The organism is Haloferula chungangensis (assembly GCF_042664875.1).
Taxonomy (GTDB): domain Bacteria; phylum Verrucomicrobiota; class Verrucomicrobiia; order Verrucomicrobiales; family Akkermansiaceae; genus Haloferula; species Haloferula chungangensis.
The window spans coordinates 242,111-264,691 of record NZ_JBHTBS010000006.1; the positions used below are offsets into that span (position 1 = coordinate 242,111).

Genomic DNA, 22,581 nt, shown 5'->3' on the forward strand with positions numbered 1-22,581 from the left:
GGGAAGGTACCTTAGGGCTCTGGCTTGGGAGGCGTCCAGCGAATCTGCCCGCGGATGGTTTTTTCAAATTGCAGCCAGGCAAGTTCTTCGGTGGGCATGCCGACGATTCCTCCGCTGATGATGCGGGTGTGTTGGGGGCGGAAGCGGGCCATGGCCGCGGCTAGCCGGAGTTGGCGGAGTTCGTGGCCGGTCTGCCCCATGAGCGCATCGTTTCGCAGGGTGCTCTCGGGAAATCCACTGACCCAGACGCTTTTGAAAATAAACACCGCTTTGCCTCCGTTCTGGTGGCGGAACTGGGTGGAATCGAAGTAGAGCACGCCATCGCCCGTCTCCAGCTTCCTCGTTGGATGGATCTTCACGAGCCGCATGCCGATGGCACCCATGCACTGTTCGGGGAGGTGCTTGAAGGCCTCCAGGGTGTTGACCGTGTCCGCGGCATCCCAGCGGAAGAACGAAATCCGCGCGTCCGTCTGATTCTCGGATTCGACATCTGAAATCCAACCGTCATTGCAGAGCAGAGCGTCCTCGACTTCTTCGTAGACGTCGATCCGCGGGGTCCAGGATGAGTTTGCAGAGGGAAACGCCAGCTCGAGGATCGGTTCGGACTGAGCGGTCGGTGGCGGGCTCATCCAAGCATGGGCCGCCACTTCGGCGACCACTACCGGAAGTGCCCAGAGAATGATGCGCGGAATCCCTTTCATAAATCGCCCTTTCCGACCTGTTTTCTCATCACGGTGCGGCGGCTTGGCCTGCTGATCCAGGACGATACGGCGAGTAGAACCACCGAGCCTACGGCGAAAGCGATGAGGCCTGCCTGGTCATGCGCCTGATCGAAGGCCTCTTGGCCGCTCTTGAATTGGATCGCGGCGAGCGCGCTGGCCCGAATGACATTGAGAACCCAGGCGACCGCCACTCCGATCCCCACCAGAATGAGACGCTGGACGGCTTGGAGCCTCATCAATTCGCCAAAAAACAGCGAGCTCATCAGGAAACTTTGAGCCGAGCGAATGCCGCTGCAGCCATCGGTCACTTCCACAACCTCGTTCATGAAGGCGAGCCGATCGCCCATGGTCTGGACCTGCATGCCGAGAAATTGGAGCAGCGCGGCCGAGCTGCCAACCACTCCATCGGTCAAGCTGCTGACCAGGAAGTTTTCAATCAGGGTGGGAAGCGGAATGGCCGTGCAGGCAAACAGGAGGATCGGGATGATCCGGACGGCCGCTTTGCTCCCGCCGGTGCGGACGGTGATGAAGAGAGTGATGGCGATGACCCCTAGTGCGTGAATCCAGATGGGAAGTGTCCACCGAGGGTCGACCTTCTCGACCACGCGCAGGCAGAACAGCAGTGCTGCGAGTCCCAGCATCCCGACGAGCACAAGAGTCTGGGAAAGCGGTGGGGGAGAAATGGCCATCCACTGCTTGCGGAGACGCCATAAAAACCACGCGAAGAGGGGCGGGATGAACCACCCGTAGTCGTAGTATTCCCCGAACTTCCAAGCATAAATGCACGCTCCGAAGAGCTGTGCCCAAAGGAGGACGAGCAGGATGACCCAGCCCGGAGGATTGGGCCGGACGGGCGCGCTTGATTGGCTGCTCACTGGCAGGATGACTCCGTCACCTCGACGGAGTCGCTCGACTTGGGGCTTAATAAGTTGGCTGGTTCAGGTCAGCCGTCTGTACCTCAGCGGTGAAATTCTTTTTGGGAGAAACGGGAACGCTGATTTCAGGTTTGATCGGCACATCGGGGCTGCGAATCAGGCCGGGTTCGAGGTCGGGTTGCCAATGCCGCAATTCAATATCGAGGTCTTCGCAGCATTCACTGAGTTCTTTCCGCTTGTAGGCGCTCAGCACCGATGAGGTGACGAGGATGCTGTTTGCTCCCGTTTTTTCCACGATGGCTGGCAGCTGGTTGAGCGTCCCCAGGATGGGGAATCCGCGCATCCTTCTGCCGCTGAGCTCTTCACTGTCATCAAGGAAGCCGATGAAATGGTCCTTTGCCCAGGCTTCCGGCTGCGACAGGCGCAGGTGGCAGATGAACAATTCGCCAAGGTCTCCGGCTCCGTAGAGAATCGTGGTCCGCTGAGAGCGTTTGCCGGTGAGCCGCCGTTTGCGGTGCATCGTATCGATGACTCCTTCCTGCAGGAAGAATCCCAGCGACCGTGGAATCAGGATCAAAGCGGTGGCAATGACGCCGGCGCTGAGATGGAAGACCGCGGAGCGGTAACTGAAATCCGCATGAGTCATCGCTTGCAGACCAAAGCTGAAGCCAATCCCGCAATACAGCCACAGCAGCGTTTCCGCAAAGTCGTGAACCGAGGCTCGAGTCCAACGCCGTGCGTGGGCGCGAGCCAGGCGCAGGGCGATGATGCTGCAAAACACGAAGATCATGCCGCTTGAAAGGGCCGTCTCGCTGAGTGCGTCCTCACGCAGGCTTTTCGAGACCAGCCAAGTGGCGGTGAAGGCGGCGATCGAAAGCACCGTCACGTCATACAAAAAGTAAGCCAGGACCATGATCCGGCTGGAGCGGGGACGTCGTACCATGGCGCGCAGGCCCTGACCACTGGCCATGAATTCGATCGGCGCAATGTAGCGCAAACCAATCAGCACGAGCATCATCAGCAGCATCGCTGAAATCGTCGTCATGTTCGCACCGCCGAGGACCGGAACCAGCGCGAGAAGCGAAATCAGACTCGCAATGCCGTAGATCAGGCCGACGGCTTGGCGGTGGGTGAAACCCCATCCCAGGATCCGGTGATGGAGGTGTTCGCAGTCGGGGTCGAAGATCCGGATCGCCGCTTGGCCCGGCTTGGATTGAGCAATTCTTTTCGCGCCGCGCCGCCAAATCGCCAGAGCCACATCAAGAAGAGGAACACCCCCGACCAGAAGGGGCAGGAGAATGCCTGCCATGACCGTGTGCTTCGAAACCACCGAGGCTCCGACCGAGGCAATGAAGAAGCCAATCAACATCGATCCGGTATCCCCCAGAAAGATGCGCGCGGGAGGGAAATTGTAGCGCAAAAACCCAGCGAGAGCCATGATCATGACGCCGGCGAGAAAGGCGTCACTCACGGAACTGGTGACGACGATGAAGACCGAGATGATGGTCAGGGAAATGATTCCCAGACCTGCACAGAGGCCATCCATGCCGTCGATGAGGTTGAAGGCATTGACCAGAAGAACGGTCCAAGCGACGTGGATGCCCAAATCCACAATCAACGGAACCTCGAAACCCATGATGTTTCCGGCATCGCCTCGCTGGTGGAGGAACAGCACCATCGCCGCGAGCACCTGACCGCCAAGCTTGATCCAGGCGGACATGCCACGTCGGTCGTCGATCACGCCGATCACGAAGATGATGCCCGACGCGAGGGCGAAATGGATCATCCAGTTGGCATCGATCCGGTCACTGAACGGATGTCCGGTGAGGTAGAGGAGCGACAAGCCAATCATCGCAGTGATATACACGGCGATGCCTCCGGCCCGAGGGATGACCGTTTTGTGAATCCGTCGCTCAGAAGGGGTGTCGATCAATCCCAGCTTGGGAGCGAGGTAGATCATCAGCCTCGTGAGACCGATGGCGAGGGGGAGTAATCCGATGAGGATCAGCCAGCTAATCAGGGGTGCTGTCATTTGCTCGGAGATTGGTCAGATGGGGACCAGATGGTTGGGGGTGGGGTGGGATCGCTGTCGGGGAGATGGCGATCGAGATGCCAAAGCGAACTCATTCTGTCAAGGGGGGTAGAAGGGTTCGTTCGGGGAGTCATTCAGCCAAGAAAGCGTCAGGATTTAAAGTAAAAACTTTACGGGCGAAGCATGATTTGTGCCGTGAGTCGGTCGGACTGTCGTCATGACACAGAGTTTGTTAAGCTTGGTTAATCGAGTTTCCGGGAAGAGAGCGTGATCGATTGCAGAGCGTGGAGGCAAGGGTGCCATTCTGACGAAATCGTGAAGTCGTGAGCACGGTGGCTATCACTGGAGATTCGCTAAGGATTTCGAGCGGAGAGCGAGCTTCTTTCGGGCGATCTTCGGGCACGGATGGGATCAAGCTGCAAAACAGACGCGAACAATTTTTTGACATTCTCCCTTTACCCCGCTATCACCCGCGCCCCGCCGTCGGAAACGGCGCCCATTTAAACCACTAACCGACCCTTTCTGTCATGGCCAAGAAGCAAACTCTCCACGCTGAACCCCGCATCCGTACCGGATCCGGCGTCCTCAAACAAATGCGCCGCGAAGGCTGGCTTCCATGTGTCGTTTACGGCAAGGGCGCTGAAAACCAGAACCTCAAGATCAATGCCAAGGCCTTCCGCGAATTACTGGCTCACAGCACTTCGGAAAGCTTCATCGTGAATCTCGAAGTCGCCGATGGCAAACCAAGCCTCGCCCAGCTCAAGTCCGTCCAGCACGATCCGCTTTCCGGCGATCCGCTGCACATCGACTTCCTCGCCGTGGACCTGAAGAGTGAAATCACGGCTTCCATCCCCGTGCACCTCTCCGGCGATGCTCCTGGCATCAAGGCGGGCGGTGTGCTCGAGCAAGGCCACCACACTTTGGACATCACCTGCTCCGCCGCGAATCTCCCTGACTCGCTTGAGTTTGATATCTCGGCCATGGAGGTCGGTGACTCGCTTCACGTGGGTGATGTGAAGTTCCCGGAAGGTGTGACTCCGAACTACGAGGCGGATGTGGTAATCGCCCACATTGGTTCGCCACGTGTCGAAGAAGGCGCTGCCGATGACGAAGCTGCCGCCCCCGCTGCCGAAGAAGCAGCCGCTCCGGCCGAAGCCTGATCGATCCCTGATTTTTCCAAAGCCCGGCCCGCTCATCGGCGGCCGGGCTTTTTTTTTAGATGGTGGATGGTGGATGGTGGATGGTGGATGGTGGATGGTGGATGGTCGCGTCGCGTAAAAGGCTTCGCCTCACGTGATTTTGCTTTGAGGGGGCGAGTTGCCTTCCTGATCGAATAGGCTTGGGGGACAGGGGTCAGGATTCAGGGTTCAGAAAGACAGTAGACGCTGTCGCGACCCTCTGCCTTTTTGCCTTTCTGACCACTGTCCCCTGAATCCTGATCCCCAAAGCCCGAGCCACCGGCAGACACCACCACAATCCAGTCTCTACCCGAGGATCGTGAATCACCCATCGAACAGGCTTGGGGGGACAGGGGTCAGGATTCAGGGTTCAGAAAGACAGTAGACGCTGTCGCGACCCTCTGCCTTTTTGCCTTTCTGACCACTGTCCCCTGAATCCTGATCCCCAAAGCCCGAACCACCGGCAGACACCACCGCAATCCAGTCTTTACCCGGGGATCGTGCATCGCCCATCGAACAGGCTTGGGGGACAGGGGTCAGGATTCAGGGTTCAGAAAGACAGTAGACGCTGTCGCGACCCTCTGCCTTTTTGCCTTTCTGACCACTGTCCCCTGAATCCTGATCCCCAAAGCCCGAGCCACCGGCAGACACCACCACAATCCAGTCTCTACCCGAGGATCGTGAATCACCCATCGAACAGGCTTGGGGGGACAGGGGTCAGGATTCAGGGTTCAGAAAGACAGTAGACGCTGTCGCGACCCTCTGCCTTTTTGCCTTTTTGCCTTTCTGACCACCGTCCCCTGAATCCTGTACCCCAAGCCCGAATCACCGGCAGACACCACCGCAATCCAGTCTTTACGCGAGGATCGTGCATCGCCCATCGAACAGGCTTGGGGGGAACAGGGGTCAGGATTCAGGGTTTAGAAAGACAGTAGACGCTGTCGCGACCCTTTGCCTTTTTGCCTTTCTGACCACTGTCCCCTGAATCCTGATCCCCAAAGCCCGAACCACCGGCAGACACCACCACAATCCAGTCTTTACCCGAGGATCGTGCATCGCCCATTGAACAGGCTTGGGGGACAGGAGTCAGGATTCAGGGTTCAGAAAGACAGTAGACGCTGTCGCAACCCTCTGGCTTTTTGCCTTTCTGACCACCGTCCCCTGAATCCTGATCCCCAAAGCCCGCAGGTCCTGCCGACTCCGCCCCTCCTTCTGGTAGTCCGCACCGGCTTCCGAGCGCTTTTCAGCATTCGACATTTGGGTCCGCAAATCGCAAAGCTGTGGCGTGCCCCACTACCCGCTGATCGTCGGACTTGGTAATCCAGGCCGACAGTATGAAGACACCCGCCACAACGTCGGTTTCATGGTGCTCGATCGTCTCGCTGCTGCTGCCGGGGCGAGTTTCGAGTCGCGCCCGAAGTGGCAGGCACACGTCGCCAAGCTGCCGGATGGCGCGCTGCTGGTGAAGCCGCAGACCTTCATGAACCTCAGCGGGCGGAGTGTCCGCCAGATTGCCGCATTTCACAAATGTCCGCCGGAGCAGGTGCTGGTGGTCTATGATGATTCCGCCCTGCCGGTGGGTCGTCTGCGTTTCCGTGAAAAGGGCAGCGCGGGAGGGCACAATGGCATCAAATCGCTGATCGAGCACTTCGGATCCGATGCCTTTCCGCGGCTCAAGGTGGGGATCGGAGCGCCCCGGCCGGGCGAGATGACCGGGCATGTTCTGGGCAAGTTCCATGCCGATGAGCGGGAAGACGTGGAAAACACGCTTGCAAGCGCGGTGGAGGCCGTGCAGCTTGCGCGCTCCCAAGGCTTTGCGCCCGCCGCAAACACTTATAATTCACGCAAATCACCATCTGAAATCACCGATCATGAGCAGGAAATACGAAGGTCTCCTCATTCTGAACACGAAGGGCCTTGATGGCAGCATCGACGATCTCGTCAGCTCCGTAGGCAAAGAAATGGAAGCCGAAGGCGCCAAGCTCGAGGAAGTCCTCCAGCACGGCCGCAAGAAGTTCGCTTACCCATCCAACAAAATCGATGGCGGCCACTACGTCAGCTACATGTTCGATGCAGAGCCGGAAACCATCAAGAGCATCGACACCAAGCTGAAGCTGAACACCCACGTTCACCAGCAGTACTACAAGGTTCTCTGAGGAAGGCGGGAATTGTCTGTTCGCTCGAACAGCATTTCTGCTTGACCTGCCCGGATCACCGGGGCCTAATCTGACAACTGCCATGGCCAATCTCAACAAAGTCCTCCTGATGGGAAACCTGACCAAGGATCCCGAGCTTCGCTACACGCCGAAAGGCACAGCAGTCGGTGATCTCTCCATGGCGGTGAATCGCCGTGTCTCAGATGGCAATGGCAACTGGTCCGATGAAACGACATTCGTCGACATCACGGTCTGGGGAAATACCGCCGAAAATGCTCAGAAGTATCTGAGCAAGGGGCGCGGAGTCTTCGTCGAAGGCCGACTCCAGCTGGACACTTGGGAAGATAAGACGAGCGGCCAGAAGCGCAGCAAGCTCAAGATCGTCGCCGAAGTCCTGCAGTTCTTGCCAGATGGCAAGGGTGGCGGCGCCCGTGCTTCCGGCGGTGGTGGCGGTGGTTCTTCGAGCAATGCCTCGCCAACTCCCTCCGGACCTCCTCAAGGCGGCTCCGCAGCGGATCCCGCCGATTTCGATGACGAAGAGGACGATATCCCATTTTGATCAAATGCTTGCCGTCTGAACGGCAAGTTCGGCAAGGCCACCGGTTTGACTGCCGGTGGTTTTTTCGTGTACGCTTGGGAGGTGCGACGCCCCCGTCGCGCTGGTGAGGAGAGCTGCGAGGCTTTAAGGCAACGAGTCGAGGAGAGACACGTCACGCGTAGCGGCGCGAGGGCGTGCCGCCTCCTATAAAATCGCCCTCCAGCCTTGCACTTCACGGGCTTCGCCCCTATCCGCCTCGTCTCCACTGAGCGGCGAGTACTTTTTGCGGCCGACTCTCCAAGCCACTCGACCCACTCGACTTGTGATTATCGATTTTTTTAAGAAGCAGCAGGGGAACCTCAAAAACGACTCCCTTTCCGGCCTCACCGTCGCCTTGGCCCTGGTTCCGGAAGCCATCGCCTTCTCCTTTATCGCGAAGGTCGATCCGCTCGTCGGACTGTGGGCAGCGGTCTTCATGGGATTCATCACAGCGGCTTTTGGCGGCCGTCCGGGGATGATTTCCGGGGCAACGGGTGCCATCGCGGTGGTCGCGGGAAAGGCTGTCCAGCATGGCAACGAAATCGGCGAGGGCATCGGTCTTCAGTATCTCTTCGCGGTGATCATGCTCGCTGGCGCCATCCAGATCCTGTTCGGCGCGCTCAAGCTCGGACGCTTCATCCGCCTCGTCCCCCATCCGGTGATGATCGGTTTCGTCAATGGCCTGGCGATTGTCATTCTGATGGCGCAGTTCCCCTCGTTCAAGTTCCCGGGAACAGATGAATGGATGCAGGGTTCCACCTTGGGGATCTTCGTGGGCTTGATCGCGATCACGATGCTGATCATTCAGTTCTTTCCCAAGGTCACCAAAGCCGTGCCGTCGATTCTGGTCGCGATCATCAGCGTGGGGCTTCTGGCGTTCTTTCTCTTCAAGGACACACCAACCGTTTCGAACGTGCTGGCACAGGCAAAGGGCAATCCGAACGGGATTCTCAAGGGCGAGTTTCCGATGCCTCACTGGCCAACGAATGTCGATTGGCTGGGCGACTGGAAGTTCCTTCTAACTACGGCCTTCATCGTAGCGATGGTGGGAATCATCGAGTCGCTGATGACGCTGCAGCTCATCGATGAAATCACCGAGACCCGCGGACAGGGAAATCGCGAGTGCGCGGCTCAAGGATCCGCCAACTTCCTTTCCGGCCTCTTCGGTGGGATGGGTGGCTGTGCGATGATCGGGCAGTCGCTGATCAACATCAAATCCGGTGGCCGTGGACGGGCTTCAGGCATTGTCGCCGCTCTGGCGCTCGCCGTTTTCATCATGGTCGGTGGTCCTGTCATTCAGCAGATCCCGATCGCGGCGCTGGTCGGCGTGATGTTCATGGTCGTGATCGGCACCTTCGAATGGTCGTCACTGCGGACCTTCGGACGCGTGCCGCTTTCGGATGTCATCGTGATTCTCTCGGTCACCCTGGTCACGATCATCATGCACGATCTGGCGACAGCGGTATTCGTCGGCATCATTGTTTCAGCGCTGGTGTTTGCCTGGGAAAGCTCGCGTCACGTGCACGTGCGTGTGGAGTCCGAGACCGAGAACGAGCGGATCTACTCGCTCGATGGATTGCTCTACTTCGGCTCGGTGCGTGAGTTCAGCGATCACTTCCAAGCGCGGTCGGACTGCCAGAACATCGTCATCGATTTCGCTCGCGCCAGGGTCTGTGACCTTTCAGGTATCGAGGCGATCAATTCGCTGACGGAACGCTATCGCCAGGCTGGCAAGACACTGAAGCTGCGCCACCTTTCGAAAGACTGTCGTCGGATGTTAGACCGCGCGGACGCGCTCATTGATATCGAGGTCGCGGAAGATGATCCTGAGTATCTCGTGGCTCGGATTAGCCCGAGAAAGTGATTTTTGGAGTGCGCTCTGCCACCCCAGTCCAAAGTACTTTGTTTTCGGGGGGGCTTGGGTAGTTTTGGCCCACATGAAAACCCTGCTCGTTCTGTTTCTCACCGTCGCAAGCTCCATGGCCACCGACTGGCTGCCGCTTTGGCCGAATGAGGCACCGGGAGCAGTCCCTTTGGCGAAAGGGACTGAGCAAATCGGTGAAGGCGGGCGCATCAGCCACGTCGAGCAGCCCCAGTATGCGCTCTACCCCGCGCCGGAAGGAAAGCGCAGCGGGCAAGGCGTCGTCATCTTTCCCGGTGGCGGATACACCATTCTCGCCGCCCAGCATGAAGGCGAAGACTACGCCAAATGGCTCAACGAGCGCGGCATCACGGCGATCGTCGTCAAATACCGCGTGAGTGGAAATGAGAAGAGCAGCTATGGTTTTCCGGTGCCCTTCCTCGATGCCCGTCGTGCGATCCGGACGATGCGCGCGAATGCCGAGGCCTGGGGCGTGGAGAAAGATCAGATCGGTGTGATGGGCTCATCGGCGGGTGGCCATCTTGCCAGCCTGTGCGCGACGCGCTTTGCCGATACTTTTGAAGAGGAAGGGAATGACGAGATCGACAAACACGACTGCCGGCCCGATTTCGCCGTGTTGATCTATCCGGTGATCTCGATGGACCAGGTCGGGCATCAGGGATCCCGGCTCCGACTCATCGGAAAGCAGCCATCGGCCGAAATGGTCGACAAGATGTCAACCGACAGGCAGGTGAGCGCAAAGACACCCCCGTGCTTCCTGCTTTCGACCTCCGATGATGGAGTCGATTGTCGGAACAGCCTGATGTTCGCCACCGCCTGCAGGGAGCACAAGGTACCGTTCGCCCTGCACCTCTTCGAGAAAGGCGGTCACGGCTACGGCTTGAATGGCAAAGGCGACCTCGCGGCGTGGCCGAGCCTCTTGGAGGCATGGCTGACCAAAAGGCCGTGAGGCGGTCCGCCTCACTCGTGGTCCCCCTTTGCCAAGACGACGGAGGGCAGGCTGCTGCGCTCCCCAGCCGCCTGCTTACCGGGCCAGCGCGGCGAGCACGGCCTTCTGGGCGTGGAGACGGTTCTCGGCTTGCTGGAAGATGGTGTCGGCCTGGGACTCGAGGACTTCCTCAGTGATCTCCTTTCCGCGATAGGCGGGGAGGCAGTGAAGTACGATGTGTCCCGTAGCAGCCTTGCTGAGCAGCTCGGCGTTCACCTGATAGGGGCCGAAGGCGGATTCCTTTTCGGTCTGTCCTTCTTCACCCATCGAGAGCCAGACGTCGGTGTTGATGACATGGGCTCCGGCGACCGCTTCAGCGGGCGTATGAGTGATGCTGACATTTGGCGCGTCGAGCTTGGCCAGGAACTCGGCGGTCGGCGCGTAATTCTCCGGGCAGGCCACGGCGAATTCGATCCCAAGGATTTTGGCGGCCCACATCCACGAGATGGTCATGTTCGAGAATCCGTCACCGACCCAGGCGATCTTCTTACCCTCCCAGTTGCCGAGCTTTTCGCGGATCGTGAGCAGGTCAGCGAGGATCTGGCAGGGGTGTTCGTCGTCGGTCAGGGCGTTGATCGTCGGGATGCCGGAAAACTCGGCAAAATCGACGACGTCCTGCTGGGCAAAGGTCCGGATGATGGCGCCGTGGACCATCCGGCCAAGCACGCGGGCGGTGTCCTTGATGGGCTCGCCGCGTCCGAGTTGGATGTCATTCTTGGTCAGGAAAATTGCTTTCCCGCCGAGTTCGCGGATGCCGACTTCGAAGGAAACGCGGGTCCGGGTGGAGGCCTTGGTGAAGATCATTGCCCAGGTCTGGCCTTCGAGCGGTTTGCCGTCGCGCCCGCGCTGCCGTTTGAGCAGTTCAGCGGAGTCGAGCAGGTGAATGAGCTCTTTTTCGGAGAGCTGTTCGATGGTGAGGAGGTTCTTCATGGAGATGTTTGAAGTGAAGTTAGCGTGCTGTGCACGATTTTCAGGGCTTGATCGACTTCTTCGGTGGTCACGTTGAGCGGTGGGAGAAGTCGTAAGGTGGCGGGGCCGGCGGGGGGAGCCAGGAGACCGGACTTGATGAGCTCGGCGGAGAGATGAATGGATGGAAGTTTGCCCTCGGGTGTCGACATCTTTTCCGTGTCGAGTCCGATCCCGATGAGCAGACCTTTGCCCCGCACTTCGGTGACGAGCGGATGATTCCATAAGGCGATCGTTTCCCGAATGTGGGCTTCCTGAGCGCGGACGTTTTCGATGAGCTTCTTGTCGGCGATCTCCTTGAGCACGGCGAGGGAGGCAGCACAGGCTAGCGGACTGCCGCCGTAGGTGGTGCCATGCGAGCCGGGCCCCATGAGCGAACTCAGGGTTGCGGGATTCTCCGGGGCGGACTGAAGTCCGCGGTCCAGGGGGCGGTCGGAAAGCCAGAAGGCCCCAATCGGAAAGCCACCACCCATGCCTTTGGCCCACGAAATGCCGTCGGGCTCGAGCTCGGGGGCGATCTCCCGCCAGGCCATCGGGTCACCGCAGCGGCCGAAGCCAACCTGCACTTCATCTAACAGAAGAAGCAGGTCGTGCTTCTTGCAAAGCGCGGCGACACCCCGGAGAAATTCGGGAGTGGCGACATTGACGCCGCCTTCGCCCTGGATCGGCTCGAGGATGATGGCGACGGTTTCGGGCGCAATCGCGGCTGTTAGAGCGTCGAGATCGTTAAATGGCAGGTGCCGGAATCCGGTGGGAAGCGGGTTGAAGCCTTCCTTGACCTTGTCCTGTCCGGTGGCGCTGATGCCGGCGAGGGTCCGACCATGGAAGGATTGCTTGAAACTGAGAACTTCATAGCGCGGTGAGCCGTCGGCTTGCGGATTGGCGTGACCGTAACGCCGGGCGGATTTGATCAGTCCGTCGTTGGATTCGGCTCCGGAGTTGGCAAAGAAGACCTTTCCCGGGAGCTTGACGTGCTTTTCCACGATCAAGGTGGCGAGTTCCTCCTGCTGCGGGATGTGGTAGAGGTTGCAGCAGTGGATGAGGGTGGCGGCTTGTTGGGAAATGGCGTCGACGAGGACCTTCGGCGAGTGCCCGAGGGCGCAGACGGCGATGCCGGAGCAGAAGTCGAGGTAGCTGTTACCGGCCTCGTCCCACACGCGGGTGCCCTCGCCCTTGACGAGGGTGAGAGGAAAGCGGCCGTAGGTGGATAGGATGTGACTCATTTTGGGAAGCGGTTGGTGTAGATGGAAATGGGACGGAGTGCAAGACGTGGTGAAAAGAGACTTAGGAGCAGGTGGTGACGGGTAGGGGCTGTGGACGATCGCGCGTCATGACGATCCTCCAGGTGGCGAAAAGGGTGGTGACGGCACCGAGTAACTCGATGGCGGTGAAGGATTCCTGAAAGAAAAAGTAGCCTCCGATGGCGGTCAGAATCGGCAGCAGCATCTGGATCGATGAGCCGCGCGCCACCGAAAGCGTCCGGTAGGCGTGGGTCATGGCGAGCTGGGCGATTGCGACGATGGCGGCACCCAAGGCCATCAGCAGCACGGCATTTCCCGGCAGGGAAAGCGTCGGGCCGACCGCTGGCCAGGCGGCAAACATGGCGCTGGCGAAACACTGGGAGGCATAGATCGTGGCGGTGTGTTCGGTGTGCCGGAGCTGGCGAATCAGTACGACCACGATGCCGGCGGCAATGGCCCCGGCGAGCCCGAGCAGGTCGTAGAGATTGACGCCGGCGTGCAGGTCGATCCCGAGAAAGATCACCAGGCCGGTGAAGCCGGCGATCATCCAGAGCCATGAGCGCAGGGGCAGGTATTCTTTCAGCCAGATGGCGGCGAAAAGGGAGCCGAACATCGGATAGCTCAAGTTGATGATGACCGAGCGACCGGCCCCGAGGTGGACGACGGTGATGTAGAGCGCGAGAATGCCGAAGCCTCCGATGAGCCCCCGAATAATCAGCAGCGGCTTGGTGAAGAGGTGGCTGATCTGGAGGCCCCGACCGTGGAACATTGCACCGACGACCATGAGCCCGACGATGCCGCGGAAGAGTGAGGCGACCCAGCCGTCGGCGGCGGGAAAGTAAAGATTCAGCGCGCGGATCATCAGCACGTTGACCGCGAACAGCACGACGGAGCCGAGCATCAGGAAGATGCTGGTTTTGGTGGAAGGAGTGGAAGTCATCGATCGGAGTGACGCCGTGTGATTTCCGGGAAACAAAAAACCCGGCGAACCGCATAGGGCGCCGGGTGGGTGGAAGTGCGATCTATCAAATCACATCACACGCAGCCGGCAGCCCCACGCCAAATGGCGAGGACTCGGAGACGAGCAATGTGAAGTTTGTTGTTCAAGGCGGCGGGGTGGTAGCGGTTTGCCGGTGGAGTGGCAAGTGAGAAGTGCCGAGTGAGAAGTTGCCAAGCCAGCTCACACCGCGCGGAGCAGCAAACCGAGTCCTGTAGTAGCAAGCAGGATGATGAGGGAGATCATGTTGGCGAGTCCGGAGAATCGGAGTTTCGGCACAAAGACCTGAACGAGGATGATGCTGGTGATCAGGATCAAGGGAAGCTTGAAGATCATGGAGGGGTTTTCGAATGGCGATCTCAGCAGATCAAGGGACCAAGAGGTGATCCATACCAGCATCGCAGAGTAGAGCAGCTTGTCCTGAGGTCTGTAAGTACGAGGATCGATGTTCTTCATTCCCAGGAAGACGAGATGCGGGAGATGGATCGGGACTTTTGGGATACCCATCGTCCCCTGAGTCTCGTGCCCAATGTCCGAACCATTGGCGGGATCTTTGCGTCCTTATGGCACCTGCGTTTTTTCAAGGACCGCTTTGATCAGTGGCTGCGGGTCGGAGCCGTCGGCGGGGACGAGACGGTGACGCAGGACGGCGGGGAAGACTCGTTGGACGTGGTCGGGATGCACGGCAGCGGCGCTTTCAAGGAAGGCGGTGGCGCGGGCGGCTTGCATGACGGCGAGCGAGGCGCGAACAGAAACCGAGGAGTCGCTCCCGGCGAGTCGACGCAGGCTTTCACACAGCGCGGTGATGTAGGCAGCGATCGATTCGGCTAGGGGGATTTTTCGCACCTCGCTTTGGAGCGCGAGGACTTCGTCGGGATGAATGAGGGCTTCGGTGGCGGACTTGCCGTTGATCTCACCGGAGGCGTGATCTAACAGAATGCGCTGCTGGATTTCCGGGGAGGGGAGATCCATGCGGATGGAGAGCAGGAAGCGGTCGAGCTGCGGCTCGGGGAGGGGGAAGGTGCCGTGGCGGTCGCTATCGTTCTGGGTGGCGATCACGAAAAAGGGCTCGGGCAGCTGGCGGGTGACGCCATCGAGCGTGACCTGATGCTCGTTCATGCATTCTAACAGCGCCGACTGGACGCGCGGGGAGGTGCGGTTGATCTCATCGGCAAGCACACAGTGGGCGAAGACCGGGCCGGGGATGAACTCGAAGTCGCCGCGGTCCATGCGGTAGAGCGAGTAGCCGAGCAGGTCGGCGGGAAGCAGGTCGGGGGTGAACTGGACGCGCTTGAAGGTGCCGCCGATGGAAGTCGCGAGGGTGTGGGCGAGCGACGTTTTCCCGATACCCGGCGGGCCCTCGATGAGGACGTGACCTTGTGAAAGCAGGGCTGTTAGAAGGAGCTTGGCCGCGTCTTCGGAGCCGAGGACGGTGGAAGTCAGCCTTTTGCGGAGTTGATCGAGGGCGGGGCGAGGCATGAGCTGACTGGTTTCCAATGTTCAATTTTCCAATTTCGAAACTCGTGGTGAGTCAGGAGGCGACGCCGGTCACGATGCGGATGGCTTCCGGGTAGATGCGATGTTCTTCGACCTGGATGCGGGCGTGAAGGCTGGCGGCGCTGTCGCCGGGAAGGACAGGGACTTTTGCCTGAAGAATAGTTGGTCCGGTGTCCATGCCGGCGTCGACGTGATGAACGGTGCAGCCGGCTTCGGTGGCGCCGTCGTCGAGCGCCTGCTTCCAGGCATTGAGGCCGGGGTAGGCGGGGAGGAGCGAGGGATGGATGTTGAGGATGCGTTGCGGGAAGGCGTCGAGGAGCGGTTGCTTGACGAGACGCATGAAGCCGGCGAGGCAGACAAGGTCGACCTCGGCGTCCTTCAGCGCGGCAGCGGTTTCCGTCTGGGCTTCGTCGGGGAATTTCGTTTTGAAACCACGGCAATCGATCAGGGCGGTCGGAATGTCGTGCTGTTTGGCCCGATCAAGGATGAAGGCGTCGGGGTTGTCGGAAAGGACGAGCGCGATTTCCGCGTCGAGTGAGCCGTCCTCGATGGCGTCGAGGATAGCCTGCATGTTGGAGCCGGAGCCGGAGCCGAGAATGCCGATGCGCATGGCGGGAGGTTCCGGGCGGGAGGCGTGGGGTGACAAGGGGAAACTTGAGTTGGAAATGAGGTGGGTTTAAGGGGTTCTTCGGGCATTGGGGTCCAGGGGTCAGGATTCAGGGCTTAGAAAGGCAGGAGACGCGGTCGCGGCTCCCTGACTTTTTGCCTTTCTGCCCCCTGCTCCCAGAATCCTGTAACCGAATGCCGGACCAAGCTACGGGCTCCCTCTTCCCGGACTTGAAACTTGGCACCTTTGATATGGCTCTTCATCTTCCGCGCATGCATGACCCGCGCGTTGATCAGCTTGCCCGCCAACTTGTCCGTTACTCGACTTCGCTGAAGAAGGGGGAAAAGGTTCTTATCGATCTCTATGATGCGCCGGAGTCGATCGGGCTGGCGCTGATTCGTGAGGCGCGGGCAAAGGGGGCGGTGCCCGTTTTGAGACTGAATCAATCGCGGCTGACACGGGAGATGCTGAAAGGCGCGACGGATGAGCAGTACCAGGTAATCTCGAAGGGTCTGATGGCCGAGATGAAGGAAATGGATGCCTACATCGCGGTGCGTGGCAGCCACAACATCGCGGAGACCAGCGATGTGGATGGAAAGAAAATGCAGGTGGCGATGAGGCACTTGCGCCCGGTGCTCGATCAGCGGGTGAAGAAGACGAAGTGGTGCGTGCTGCGCTGGCCGACGCCGTCGATGGCGCAGCAGGCGGGGATGAGCACGGAGGCTTTCGAGGACTTTTACTTCGATGTCTGCCTGGTGGATTACAAGTCGCTGGTGCCGGCGGCCAAGGCGCTGAAGAAGCTGATGGACAAGACGGAGCTGGTGGAGATCAAGGGGCCCGGCACGGATCTGCGTTTTTCGATCAAAGACATCCCGGCAGTGGTTTGCGCGGGGACCTGCAACATCCCGGACGGCGAGGTTTTCACCGCTCCGGTGAAGGACAGCATCGAAGGCGTGCTGAGCTACAATGCCCCGACGATCTATCAGGGCATCCCCTTTGATTCGGTGAAGCTGACTTTCGAGAAGGGCAAGGTCGTGAAGGCCGAATCGCCCGGGAAGAACAAGGAGCTCAACAAGATTCTCGATAGCGATGCGGGATCACGGTTCATCGGTGAGTTCGCGCTGGGATACAATGCGGCAATCAAGCACCCGATGCGTGACATTCTTTTCGATGAGAAGATCGGTGGCTCGTTCCATTTTACGCCGGGTCAGGCCTACGAGGAGGCCGACAACGGCAACCGCTCGCAGGTCCACTGGGATCTGGTCTGCATTCAGCGCAAGGACTACGGCGGTGGTGAAATCTGGTTCGATGGCAAGCTGATCCGCAAGGACGGCGTGTTCCTGCCCAAGGCGTTGGCGAAGCTGAATGGGTGACAAATTGAGCGCGGTGGCTGAGGGAGTCTTCGACCGGTGACACCGCTTGGGGGGCGAGCTTGCGAGTTTGGTGGCGACGGGTCGTCTGGCTCGGTTTGCTTGTGTTGACGCATTCAAGCGAGGGCGCGGTGGTAAGATGGGTGTCTCGAGGTGGCTCGCAAAGCGGTGTCGCCGCTTCGCTCTGCCACCGCAGTCCAAAATAATTTGCGAACTTCGGCAACTTCGGTGGCGATTGATGGTTTTCAGTGGAGTGTTTCCACTGAGGACCGATGCACGACGAGGCTTCCCACGACCGATTTCTCCGGCTTTTCACGGCAAATGACGCCGCGATCGGGGGATCCGTGCGCTCGTGGCAGAGATGGGGAAAAACGGAGCCGCGTTTTCCCATAGCTACGAGCTCAGGAAGATGGCCTGTGCCGGCAGCTTGGTCCTTTGACCGAATGAGGCCGCCGGCCATAGGTCGAAGACCGCCACGGGTGGCGTCGGTGTCAGAACTGAGCACTTCCAAACCCTTTCCCCCTGCATCCGCGGAGGAACTAACAAAACAACAACAGAAACCATGAAAACCACACTCGCAATGCTGGCCCTCGCAGCTCTGATCATTCCTGCCCAAGCCCAGGAGAAGGAAGCGCCAAAGCGCGGCGGCGATCCTGCCAAGATGTTCGAAAAGAAGGACACCAACAAGGATGGTTCCCTCTCTCTTGAAGAGTTCATCAAGGATGCTCCGAATGCCGAAAAGGCAACCGCTGCTTTCAAGAAGATGGACAAGGATGGCGACGAAAAGCTGACCCTCGAGGAAGTAAAAGCCGGACGCCCAGCCAGAGGTGAAGGCAAGGGTAAGGGCAAAGGCAAGAAAAAGGAAGATGCCGAGTAATCGCATCAACTAGTTGATTCCAATAGGAGCGAGTGGAGTGATCCACTCGCTCCTTTTTCGATCCTCGGTTTGACTCCGAAGCTTGCCGGATGGGCAGGGCGGGTGCATGAGGTGGGTGTATGATGCGACTGCTTCTTGCTGCCTTGCTTTCTCTTGGTGCCCCGATGGTCTCGGGGCAGACGTTCCGGCCGACGACTGAAAAGCCGCCAATGCCGGCGCGGGAGTTCCGCGGGGCCTGGGTGGCGGTGGTTCACAATATCGATTGGCCCAGCGCGAAGGGGCTGGGATCGGGGACGCAGATGGCGGAGGCACGGGCAATCCTGGATCGGATGGCTTCGCTGAACATGAATGCGGTGATCCTCCAGGTGCGGCCGCACTGCGACGCGGTATATCAGTCGTCGCGGGAGCCGTGGAGCCCTTGGCTTACAGGCACGATGGGCAAGTCGCCGGGCTACGATCCGCTGAAGTATTGGATCGACGAAGCGCACAAGCGCGGGATCGAGGTCCACGCGTGGTTCAATCCGTTTCGCGCGCTTTCGAACCGAAGCCATCCGACGAGTTCGACCCATGTCTGCCGCGCAGCCCCTCACATTACCAAGCGCTATGGCAATCTGGTGTGGTGTGACCCGGCGGAGGGAGAAACTCGCCAGCGGGCGATGTCGGCGATCACGGATGTGGTGCGGAATTACGATGTGGATGGCGTGCACCTCGACGACTATTTTTACCCCTACCCCGAGGCAGGAAAGGCCTTCCCGGATGGACGGAGTCCGAGTCAGCGGCGAGCGATCGTGGATGGCTTTGTGAAAGATCTCTATTCGCAGGTGAAAGGGGCGAAACGCTGGGTGCGGGTCGGAATCTCACCCTTCGGGATCTGGCGGCCGGGAGTGCCGGCAGGGATCGAGGCGGGCCTGGATTCGTATGAACAACTCGGAGCCGATGCGCGGAAGTGGCTGGCAAATGACTGGGTCGACTACCTCGCCCCGCAGCTCTACTGGCGGGATCAGCCGAGAAAGCAGAGTTTTTCGGCGCTGCTCTCGTGGTGGCGTCAGCAGGGAAGCCGGCCGGTGTGGCCGGGAATCGCAACCTCGCGGATCGCTAGCTCGGATGACCCGGGCCGCCCGGCGAGCGAGATCACCAAGCAGGTCGGCCTGAGTCGGACGATCGGGAAAAACTGGGTCGGCCACATCCACTGGAGCGTGAAGGGGCTGATGCAGAACCGCGGGGGAATCAGCACGATGCTGGCGAAAAGCGGCTATTCGGAGCCGGCGCTGGTGCCACCCATGCCATGGCTGAGCACCTCGAATCCTCCTGCGCCGCTGGTGCAGGCGGCTGGCTCGGGTGGAGAAGTGAAGCTTCGCTGGAAGCTAGGGGAAGGCACCGCCAAGGTCGCGGTGATGGGCCGGTTCGAGAACAAATGGCACATGCTCCGCGTGGTCCCGGGTCGCTCGGCAGGCGTTGACTTGAAGAATGGTCCCAAAGGCATGCCCGATGCCATCTCAGTCAGCGCGGTAGATCGCTACGGAAGCATCAGTCCGCCGATGGTGCTGGGGAGGTGAGGGGAATTGAAACGCCAAGTCGCCAAGGTCGGCAGGTAGAATCTGAAGTCTCGATTCGTCGTAAATCGGGGAGCTGCGACGGCCACGTCGAATGGCGCTGCGAGCTGGTTTGGCGAAGCGGGCTGGTTAGGCGCGGCGGGCTTTTGGGTTCAGGATTCAGGGGTCAGGGATCGGAAAGACCAAAGACGCTGTCGCGTGCCACCTGCCTTTCTGGCTTCTGCCTTTCTGTCCCCTGAATCCTGACCCCTGTTCCCCAAAGCTGATAGAAACCGCAAGGGACCTATCTCCAACCGAGGCGAACTCCCGGGGTTGCGGCACGGGGGCGTGCCACCTCCTATGGGCTTGCTCGGGAGGGGATCGGGGGCTAGGAACGCGGCGTGGAAGAGACTCGCATCGTATACGCTGATGACCAGGAAATGAGCGAAGCTGTGAGCGAGGCGGTGACGCTGCTCAAGCAGGGCGAAGTCGTGGCGCTCCCAACCGAGACCGTCTACGGACTGGCGGCGGATGCTTTCAACGCGGAAGCGGTCGCCAAGGTTTTCGAGGCGAAGGAGCGTCCCTCGTTTGACCCGCTGATCGTGCATGTGGCCTCGGTGGAGCAGCTTTCCGAAGTGGCGGTGGTGCCGGAGGAGATCGAAAAGACGGTGCAAAAACTGATCTCGGCATTCTGGCCGGGGCCGCTGACGCTGGTTCTGCCGAAGTCGGACAAAGTGCCGGACCTCGTGACGAGTGGCTTGCCGGATGTGGCGGTGCGCCAGAGCGGCAACAAGATTTTCCGCGCGATCGGCAAGGAACTCGGAAGCCCGATCGCGGCGCCGAGTGCGAACCGTTTCGGGCGCATTTCACCGACGGCGGGAAGCGCGGTGATGAAGGAGCTCGGCGGACGCATTCCGCTGATTGTCGATGGCGGCGCCTGCCGCGATGGATTGGAGAGCACGATTGTTAGAATCGAAGCCGGAGAGAAACGCCCGATCATTCACATCCTGCGTCTCGGTCCGGTGACGAAAAAGGAACTGCAGAATTTCGGTCGCGTGGTGATCGAGAAAAAGCGGGTGATCGATGATCACGTGCAGGCTCCTGGCCAACTTGCCAGCCACTACGCGCCGGTGACACCGCTGCTGATGTTCGACAAGCCGCAGGATTTCAAACCGGAGCCCGGAAAGAAATACGGCCTGCTCAGCCACAAGGGTGAGAAAAAGGCGGGTTACCTCGATCTTCATGAGTGGGCGATGGTCGAAAGCCTGAGTCCGGGAAGCGGCAAGCTTCCGGAGGCGGCTGTTAGGCTTTTCCACGTGCTGCGCGTGCTCGATGAAGCGGGTCTCGATGCGATCGTCGCCGAGCCGGTGAGCGATACCGGGCTGGGCCAGGCAATCATGGACCGTCTGCGGCGGGCGGCGATTGATCCGGCATAATTCATCTGAGCTTCATCGCTTGATCTCAATCGCCCCGCATCCTTATCCCGAATGTTACGCGCCCTTTCGACCGTTGGTGGCTTCACTTTGATGAGTCGATTGCTCGGGCTCGTGCGCGAGATGTTCATGGCGGCGTTGTTAGGGACGTCGATCGTGACGGATGCCTTCTACGCAGCCCTCCGCCTGCCGAACATGTTTCGGCGGATCTTTGGTGAAGGGGCCTTCAATTCCGCTTTCGTGCCGCTCTTCGCCCGGGAACTAGCGGAGGGGAATGAAGCGGCGGCGCATCGTTTTGCCTGCAATGCCTTCTCGTGGCTCGGCGTCGTCCTGGTTATCGCGACTGCAGTGCTTATTCCCGGAATGCAGTGGTTTGCCCGCTTGCTGGTGCCGGCCGCTGCTCCGGACCTTTATGAGCTCGTTGTCGCTTACGGACGCATCATGTTCAGCTATCTGCTTTGCATGGCACTATCGGCTCATTTGAGCGGTGTACTGAACTCGCTGAAGATCTTCGCGATGCCGGCCTTTGCTCCCGTGGTGCTCAACGTGCTGATGCTGCTGGTGCTCGCGGTGATTGTCCCGCTGGCGCACCTGAAAGGAGAGTTGGTGCTGATCGGAACCCTGGTTTCCTGGTCCGTTTGTGCGGCGGGTTTTGCCCAGCTGTTTTTGCTATGGGCAACCTGTTGGAGAAAGGGAGTCAAAATCATCCCGATGATGCCGAAAATGACCCCACGTATTCGACGTCTATTGATCCTCATGGGGCCTGGAGTTGCTGCTGCGGGTGTCCAGCAGATCAATCTGGTGGTTGGAACGGCCATCGCCTCATCAGAAAAGTCGGCAATCAGTAGTTTGAATTTCGCCGACCGCTTGTTCCAGATGCCGAATGGAATGATTGGTGCGGCATTTGGAGTGGTGCTGCTTCCCGAGATCACACGCTTGCTGCGTGGAGGCGATGAACTCGGGGCGAACGAGGCAATCGGCAAAGGGGTGTTCTTTGCGATGCTGCTCACCGTGCCTGCGGCAATTGCGCTGGCGACGGTTCCGGCAGCCTTCGTGGGGCCGATTTATGATCGCGGTCAGTTTGCTGAAAATGAGGCGCTGATACCGGTCTCGATGGCTCTCGCGGCCTTCGCGCTCGGGCTTCCAGCTTACGTCTTGGTGAAGGTCCTTCAGGCCGGTTATTTCGCCCGTGAAAACACCAAGTCGCCGATGAAGATCGCGGCGGTGACGGTGACGGTGAATGCCGTCGCAAGTCTGGCGCTTTTCCCGCTGGTCGGCTTCATCGGGATCGCGATTGCCACGACCCTCGCGGGTTGGGTGAACGTCGCGCTGCTGGTCTATGGCCTGAGGGGATCGATCGGACTAACAGCCCGTCGCAAGTCGCAGCTTTTGCGGATCCTTCTGGCCTCGCTGGCCATGGGCGCCTTCCTGCATTTCACCTATCCTACGATGGCCGCGTGGTTTGCAGGGCCAGAGTGGCAGAAAGTTTCCGCCATGCTGATCCTCGTCGCGGGGGGTGGCGTCGTTTACGGAGTCTCAGCGATTGCCCTGAAAGCCACCTCGCTTTCCGAACTGAAGGCTGGCTTCAGGAGATAGGGTTGGGCGCCGTTTCTGACGGCTTGCGCGGACGTGAAACCGACCTAGCTTCGGA

At 59.7% G+C, this 22,581-nt stretch carries 20 protein-coding genes; 11 read left to right on the forward strand and 9 right to left on the reverse strand.

Annotated elements, in window-relative coordinates:
- Window positions 1-11 precede the first annotated feature (11 nt).
- The 3 genes from ACFQY0_RS13125 to ACFQY0_RS13135 are packed head-to-tail and all read right to left on the reverse strand — an operon-like array spanning window position 12 to window position 3,629.
- On the reverse strand, window positions 12-701 hold the full coding sequence (locus tag ACFQY0_RS13125) for a hypothetical protein (RefSeq protein WP_379713099.1): 690 nt from the start codon (window positions 699-701) through the stop codon (window positions 12-14).
- The gene (locus ACFQY0_RS13130) at window positions 698-1,597 is read right to left on the reverse strand and encodes an exosortase/archaeosortase family protein (RefSeq protein ID WP_379713101.1); all 900 of its coding nucleotides are present in this window, start codon (window positions 1,595-1,597) and stop codon (window positions 698-700) included. The genes ACFQY0_RS13125 and ACFQY0_RS13130 overlap by 4 nt, the downstream gene beginning before the upstream one ends.
- Window positions 1,598-1,643: 46 nt before the next feature.
- Complete coding sequence (locus ACFQY0_RS13135) at window positions 1,644-3,629, reverse strand: hypothetical protein (protein WP_379713103.1); 1,986 nt, start codon at window positions 3,627-3,629, stop codon at window positions 1,644-1,646.
- A 527-nt stretch (window positions 3,630-4,156) separates the two neighbouring features.
- Here ACFQY0_RS13135 and ACFQY0_RS13140 point away from each other — a divergent pair.
- From ACFQY0_RS13140 to ACFQY0_RS13165, 6 genes are all read left to right on the forward strand, one after another.
- A complete protein-coding gene (locus tag ACFQY0_RS13140; protein ID WP_379713105.1) occupies window positions 4,157-4,789 on the forward strand; it encodes a 50S ribosomal protein L25 in 633 nt (210 codons plus the stop codon).
- A gap of 1,303 nt (window positions 4,790-6,092) precedes the next feature.
- Window positions 6,093-6,728: an aminoacyl-tRNA hydrolase gene (gene pth / locus ACFQY0_RS13145; protein WP_379713107.1), complete on the forward strand. Its 636-nt coding sequence runs from the start codon at window positions 6,093-6,095 to the stop codon at window positions 6,726-6,728.
- Entirely contained in the window at window positions 6,679-6,963 is a 285-nt protein-coding gene (gene rpsF / locus ACFQY0_RS13150; protein ID WP_379713109.1) for a 30S ribosomal protein S6, read from the forward strand. Before pth ends, rpsF begins: the two co-directional genes overlap by 50 nt.
- Before the next feature lie 82 nt (window positions 6,964-7,045).
- Complete coding sequence (locus ACFQY0_RS13155) at window positions 7,046-7,522, forward strand: single-stranded DNA-binding protein (RefSeq protein ID WP_379713111.1); 477 nt, start codon at window positions 7,046-7,048, stop codon at window positions 7,520-7,522.
- 304 nt (window positions 7,523-7,826) lie between these two features.
- On the forward strand, window positions 7,827-9,404 hold the full coding sequence (locus tag ACFQY0_RS13160) for a SulP family inorganic anion transporter (RefSeq protein ID WP_379713248.1): 1,578 nt from the start codon (window positions 7,827-7,829) through the stop codon (window positions 9,402-9,404).
- Window positions 9,405-9,477: 73 nt separating this feature from the next.
- Window positions 9,478-10,371 carry an alpha/beta hydrolase gene (locus ACFQY0_RS13165; protein ID WP_379713113.1) on the forward strand — a complete coding sequence of 298 codons (894 nt, stop codon included), beginning with the start codon at window positions 9,478-9,480 and terminating at the stop codon, window positions 10,369-10,371.
- 75 nt (window positions 10,372-10,446) lie between these two features.
- On the opposite strand, the gene argF is transcribed toward ACFQY0_RS13165, so the two are convergent.
- The 6 genes from argF to purN form a co-directional block, all read right to left on the reverse strand.
- Window positions 10,447-11,340, reverse strand: a complete 894-nt coding sequence (argF, locus tag ACFQY0_RS13170; protein ID WP_379713115.1) for an ornithine carbamoyltransferase — start codon at window positions 11,338-11,340, stop codon at window positions 10,447-10,449.
- Entirely contained in the window at window positions 11,337-12,599 is a 1,263-nt protein-coding gene (locus tag ACFQY0_RS13175; protein ID WP_379713117.1) for an aspartate aminotransferase family protein, read from the reverse strand. Before ACFQY0_RS13175 ends, argF begins: the two co-directional genes overlap by 4 nt.
- A 61-nt stretch (window positions 12,600-12,660) precedes the next feature.
- A complete protein-coding gene (locus ACFQY0_RS13180) occupies window positions 12,661-13,557 on the reverse strand; it encodes a DMT family transporter (protein ID WP_379713119.1) in 897 nt (298 codons plus the stop codon).
- A gap of 240 nt (window positions 13,558-13,797) precedes the next feature.
- The gene (locus ACFQY0_RS13185) at window positions 13,798-14,070 is read right to left on the reverse strand and encodes a hypothetical protein (RefSeq protein WP_379713121.1); all 273 of its coding nucleotides are present in this window, start codon (window positions 14,068-14,070) and stop codon (window positions 13,798-13,800) included.
- Between the two features lie 105 nt (window positions 14,071-14,175).
- Window positions 14,176-15,093: an AAA family ATPase gene (locus tag ACFQY0_RS13190; protein WP_379713123.1), complete on the reverse strand. Its 918-nt coding sequence runs from the start codon at window positions 15,091-15,093 to the stop codon at window positions 14,176-14,178.
- A gap of 52 nt (window positions 15,094-15,145) precedes the next feature.
- Entirely contained in the window at window positions 15,146-15,721 is a 576-nt protein-coding gene (gene purN, locus ACFQY0_RS13195; protein WP_379713125.1) for a phosphoribosylglycinamide formyltransferase, read from the reverse strand.
- Window positions 15,722-15,990: 269 nt separating this feature from the next.
- On the opposite strand from purN, the gene ACFQY0_RS13200 reads away from it, so the two are divergent.
- From ACFQY0_RS13200 to murJ, 5 genes are all read left to right on the forward strand, one after another.
- Complete coding sequence (locus tag ACFQY0_RS13200) at window positions 15,991-17,091, forward strand: aminopeptidase (protein WP_379713250.1); 1,101 nt, start codon at window positions 15,991-15,993, stop codon at window positions 17,089-17,091.
- 559 nt (window positions 17,092-17,650) lie between these two features.
- Window positions 17,651-17,965: an EF-hand domain-containing protein gene (locus tag ACFQY0_RS13205; protein WP_379713127.1), complete on the forward strand. Its 315-nt coding sequence runs from the start codon at window positions 17,651-17,653 to the stop codon at window positions 17,963-17,965.
- 119 nt (window positions 17,966-18,084) lie between these two features.
- Entirely contained in the window at window positions 18,085-19,521 is a 1,437-nt protein-coding gene (locus tag ACFQY0_RS13210) for a glycoside hydrolase family 10-like protein (protein ID WP_379713129.1), read from the forward strand.
- A 416-nt stretch (window positions 19,522-19,937) separates the two neighbouring features.
- Entirely contained in the window at window positions 19,938-20,933 is a 996-nt protein-coding gene (locus ACFQY0_RS13215) for an L-threonylcarbamoyladenylate synthase (protein ID WP_379713131.1), read from the forward strand.
- Window positions 20,934-20,984: 51 nt separating this feature from the next.
- Complete coding sequence (gene murJ / locus ACFQY0_RS13220; RefSeq protein ID WP_379713133.1) at window positions 20,985-22,526, forward strand: murein biosynthesis integral membrane protein MurJ; 1,542 nt, start codon at window positions 20,985-20,987, stop codon at window positions 22,524-22,526.
- Window positions 22,527-22,581: the final 55 nt, after the last annotated feature.

Bases quoted from the DNA above. Each gene is read 5' to 3' on its own strand.
- ACFQY0_RS13215 (WP_379713131.1), top strand. From the start codon at position 19,938: ATGAGCGAAGCTGTGAGCGAGGCGGTGACGCTGCTCAAGCAGGGCGAA.
- purN (WP_379713125.1), bottom strand. From the start codon at position 15,721: ATGCGCATCGGCATTCTCGGCTCCGGCTCCGGCTCCAACATGCAGGCT.
- murJ (WP_379713133.1), top strand. From the start codon at position 20,985: ATGTTACGCGCCCTTTCGACCGTTGGTGGCTTCACTTTGATGAGTCGA.
- ACFQY0_RS13125 (WP_379713099.1), bottom strand. From the start codon at position 701: ATGAAAGGGATTCCGCGCATCATTCTCTGGGCACTTCCGGTAGTGGTC.
- ACFQY0_RS13185 (WP_379713121.1), bottom strand. From the start codon at position 14,070: ATGAAGAACATCGATCCTCGTACTTACAGACCTCAGGACAAGCTGCTC.
- ACFQY0_RS13140 (WP_379713105.1), top strand. From the start codon at position 4,157: ATGGCCAAGAAGCAAACTCTCCACGCTGAACCCCGCATCCGTACCGGA.
- argF (WP_379713115.1), bottom strand. From the start codon at position 11,340: ATGAAGAACCTCCTCACCATCGAACAGCTCTCCGAAAAAGAGCTCATT.
- ACFQY0_RS13135 (WP_379713103.1), bottom strand. From the start codon at position 3,629: ATGACAGCACCCCTGATTAGCTGGCTGATCCTCATCGGATTACTCCCC.
- ACFQY0_RS13200 (WP_379713250.1), top strand. From the start codon at position 15,991: ATGCATGACCCGCGCGTTGATCAGCTTGCCCGCCAACTTGTCCGTTAC.
- rpsF (WP_379713109.1), top strand. From the start codon at position 6,679: ATGAGCAGGAAATACGAAGGTCTCCTCATTCTGAACACGAAGGGCCTT.
- ACFQY0_RS13210 (WP_379713129.1), top strand. From the start codon at position 18,085: ATGATGCGACTGCTTCTTGCTGCCTTGCTTTCTCTTGGTGCCCCGATG.
- ACFQY0_RS13180 (WP_379713119.1), bottom strand. From the start codon at position 13,557: ATGACTTCCACTCCTTCCACCAAAACCAGCATCTTCCTGATGCTCGGC.
- ACFQY0_RS13155 (WP_379713111.1), top strand. From the start codon at position 7,046: ATGGCCAATCTCAACAAAGTCCTCCTGATGGGAAACCTGACCAAGGAT.
- ACFQY0_RS13190 (WP_379713123.1), bottom strand. From the start codon at position 15,093: ATGCCTCGCCCCGCCCTCGATCAACTCCGCAAAAGGCTGACTTCCACC.
- ACFQY0_RS13205 (WP_379713127.1), top strand. From the start codon at position 17,651: ATGAAAACCACACTCGCAATGCTGGCCCTCGCAGCTCTGATCATTCCT.
- ACFQY0_RS13175 (WP_379713117.1), bottom strand. From the start codon at position 12,599: ATGAGTCACATCCTATCCACCTACGGCCGCTTTCCTCTCACCCTCGTC.
- ACFQY0_RS13165 (WP_379713113.1), top strand. From the start codon at position 9,478: ATGAAAACCCTGCTCGTTCTGTTTCTCACCGTCGCAAGCTCCATGGCC.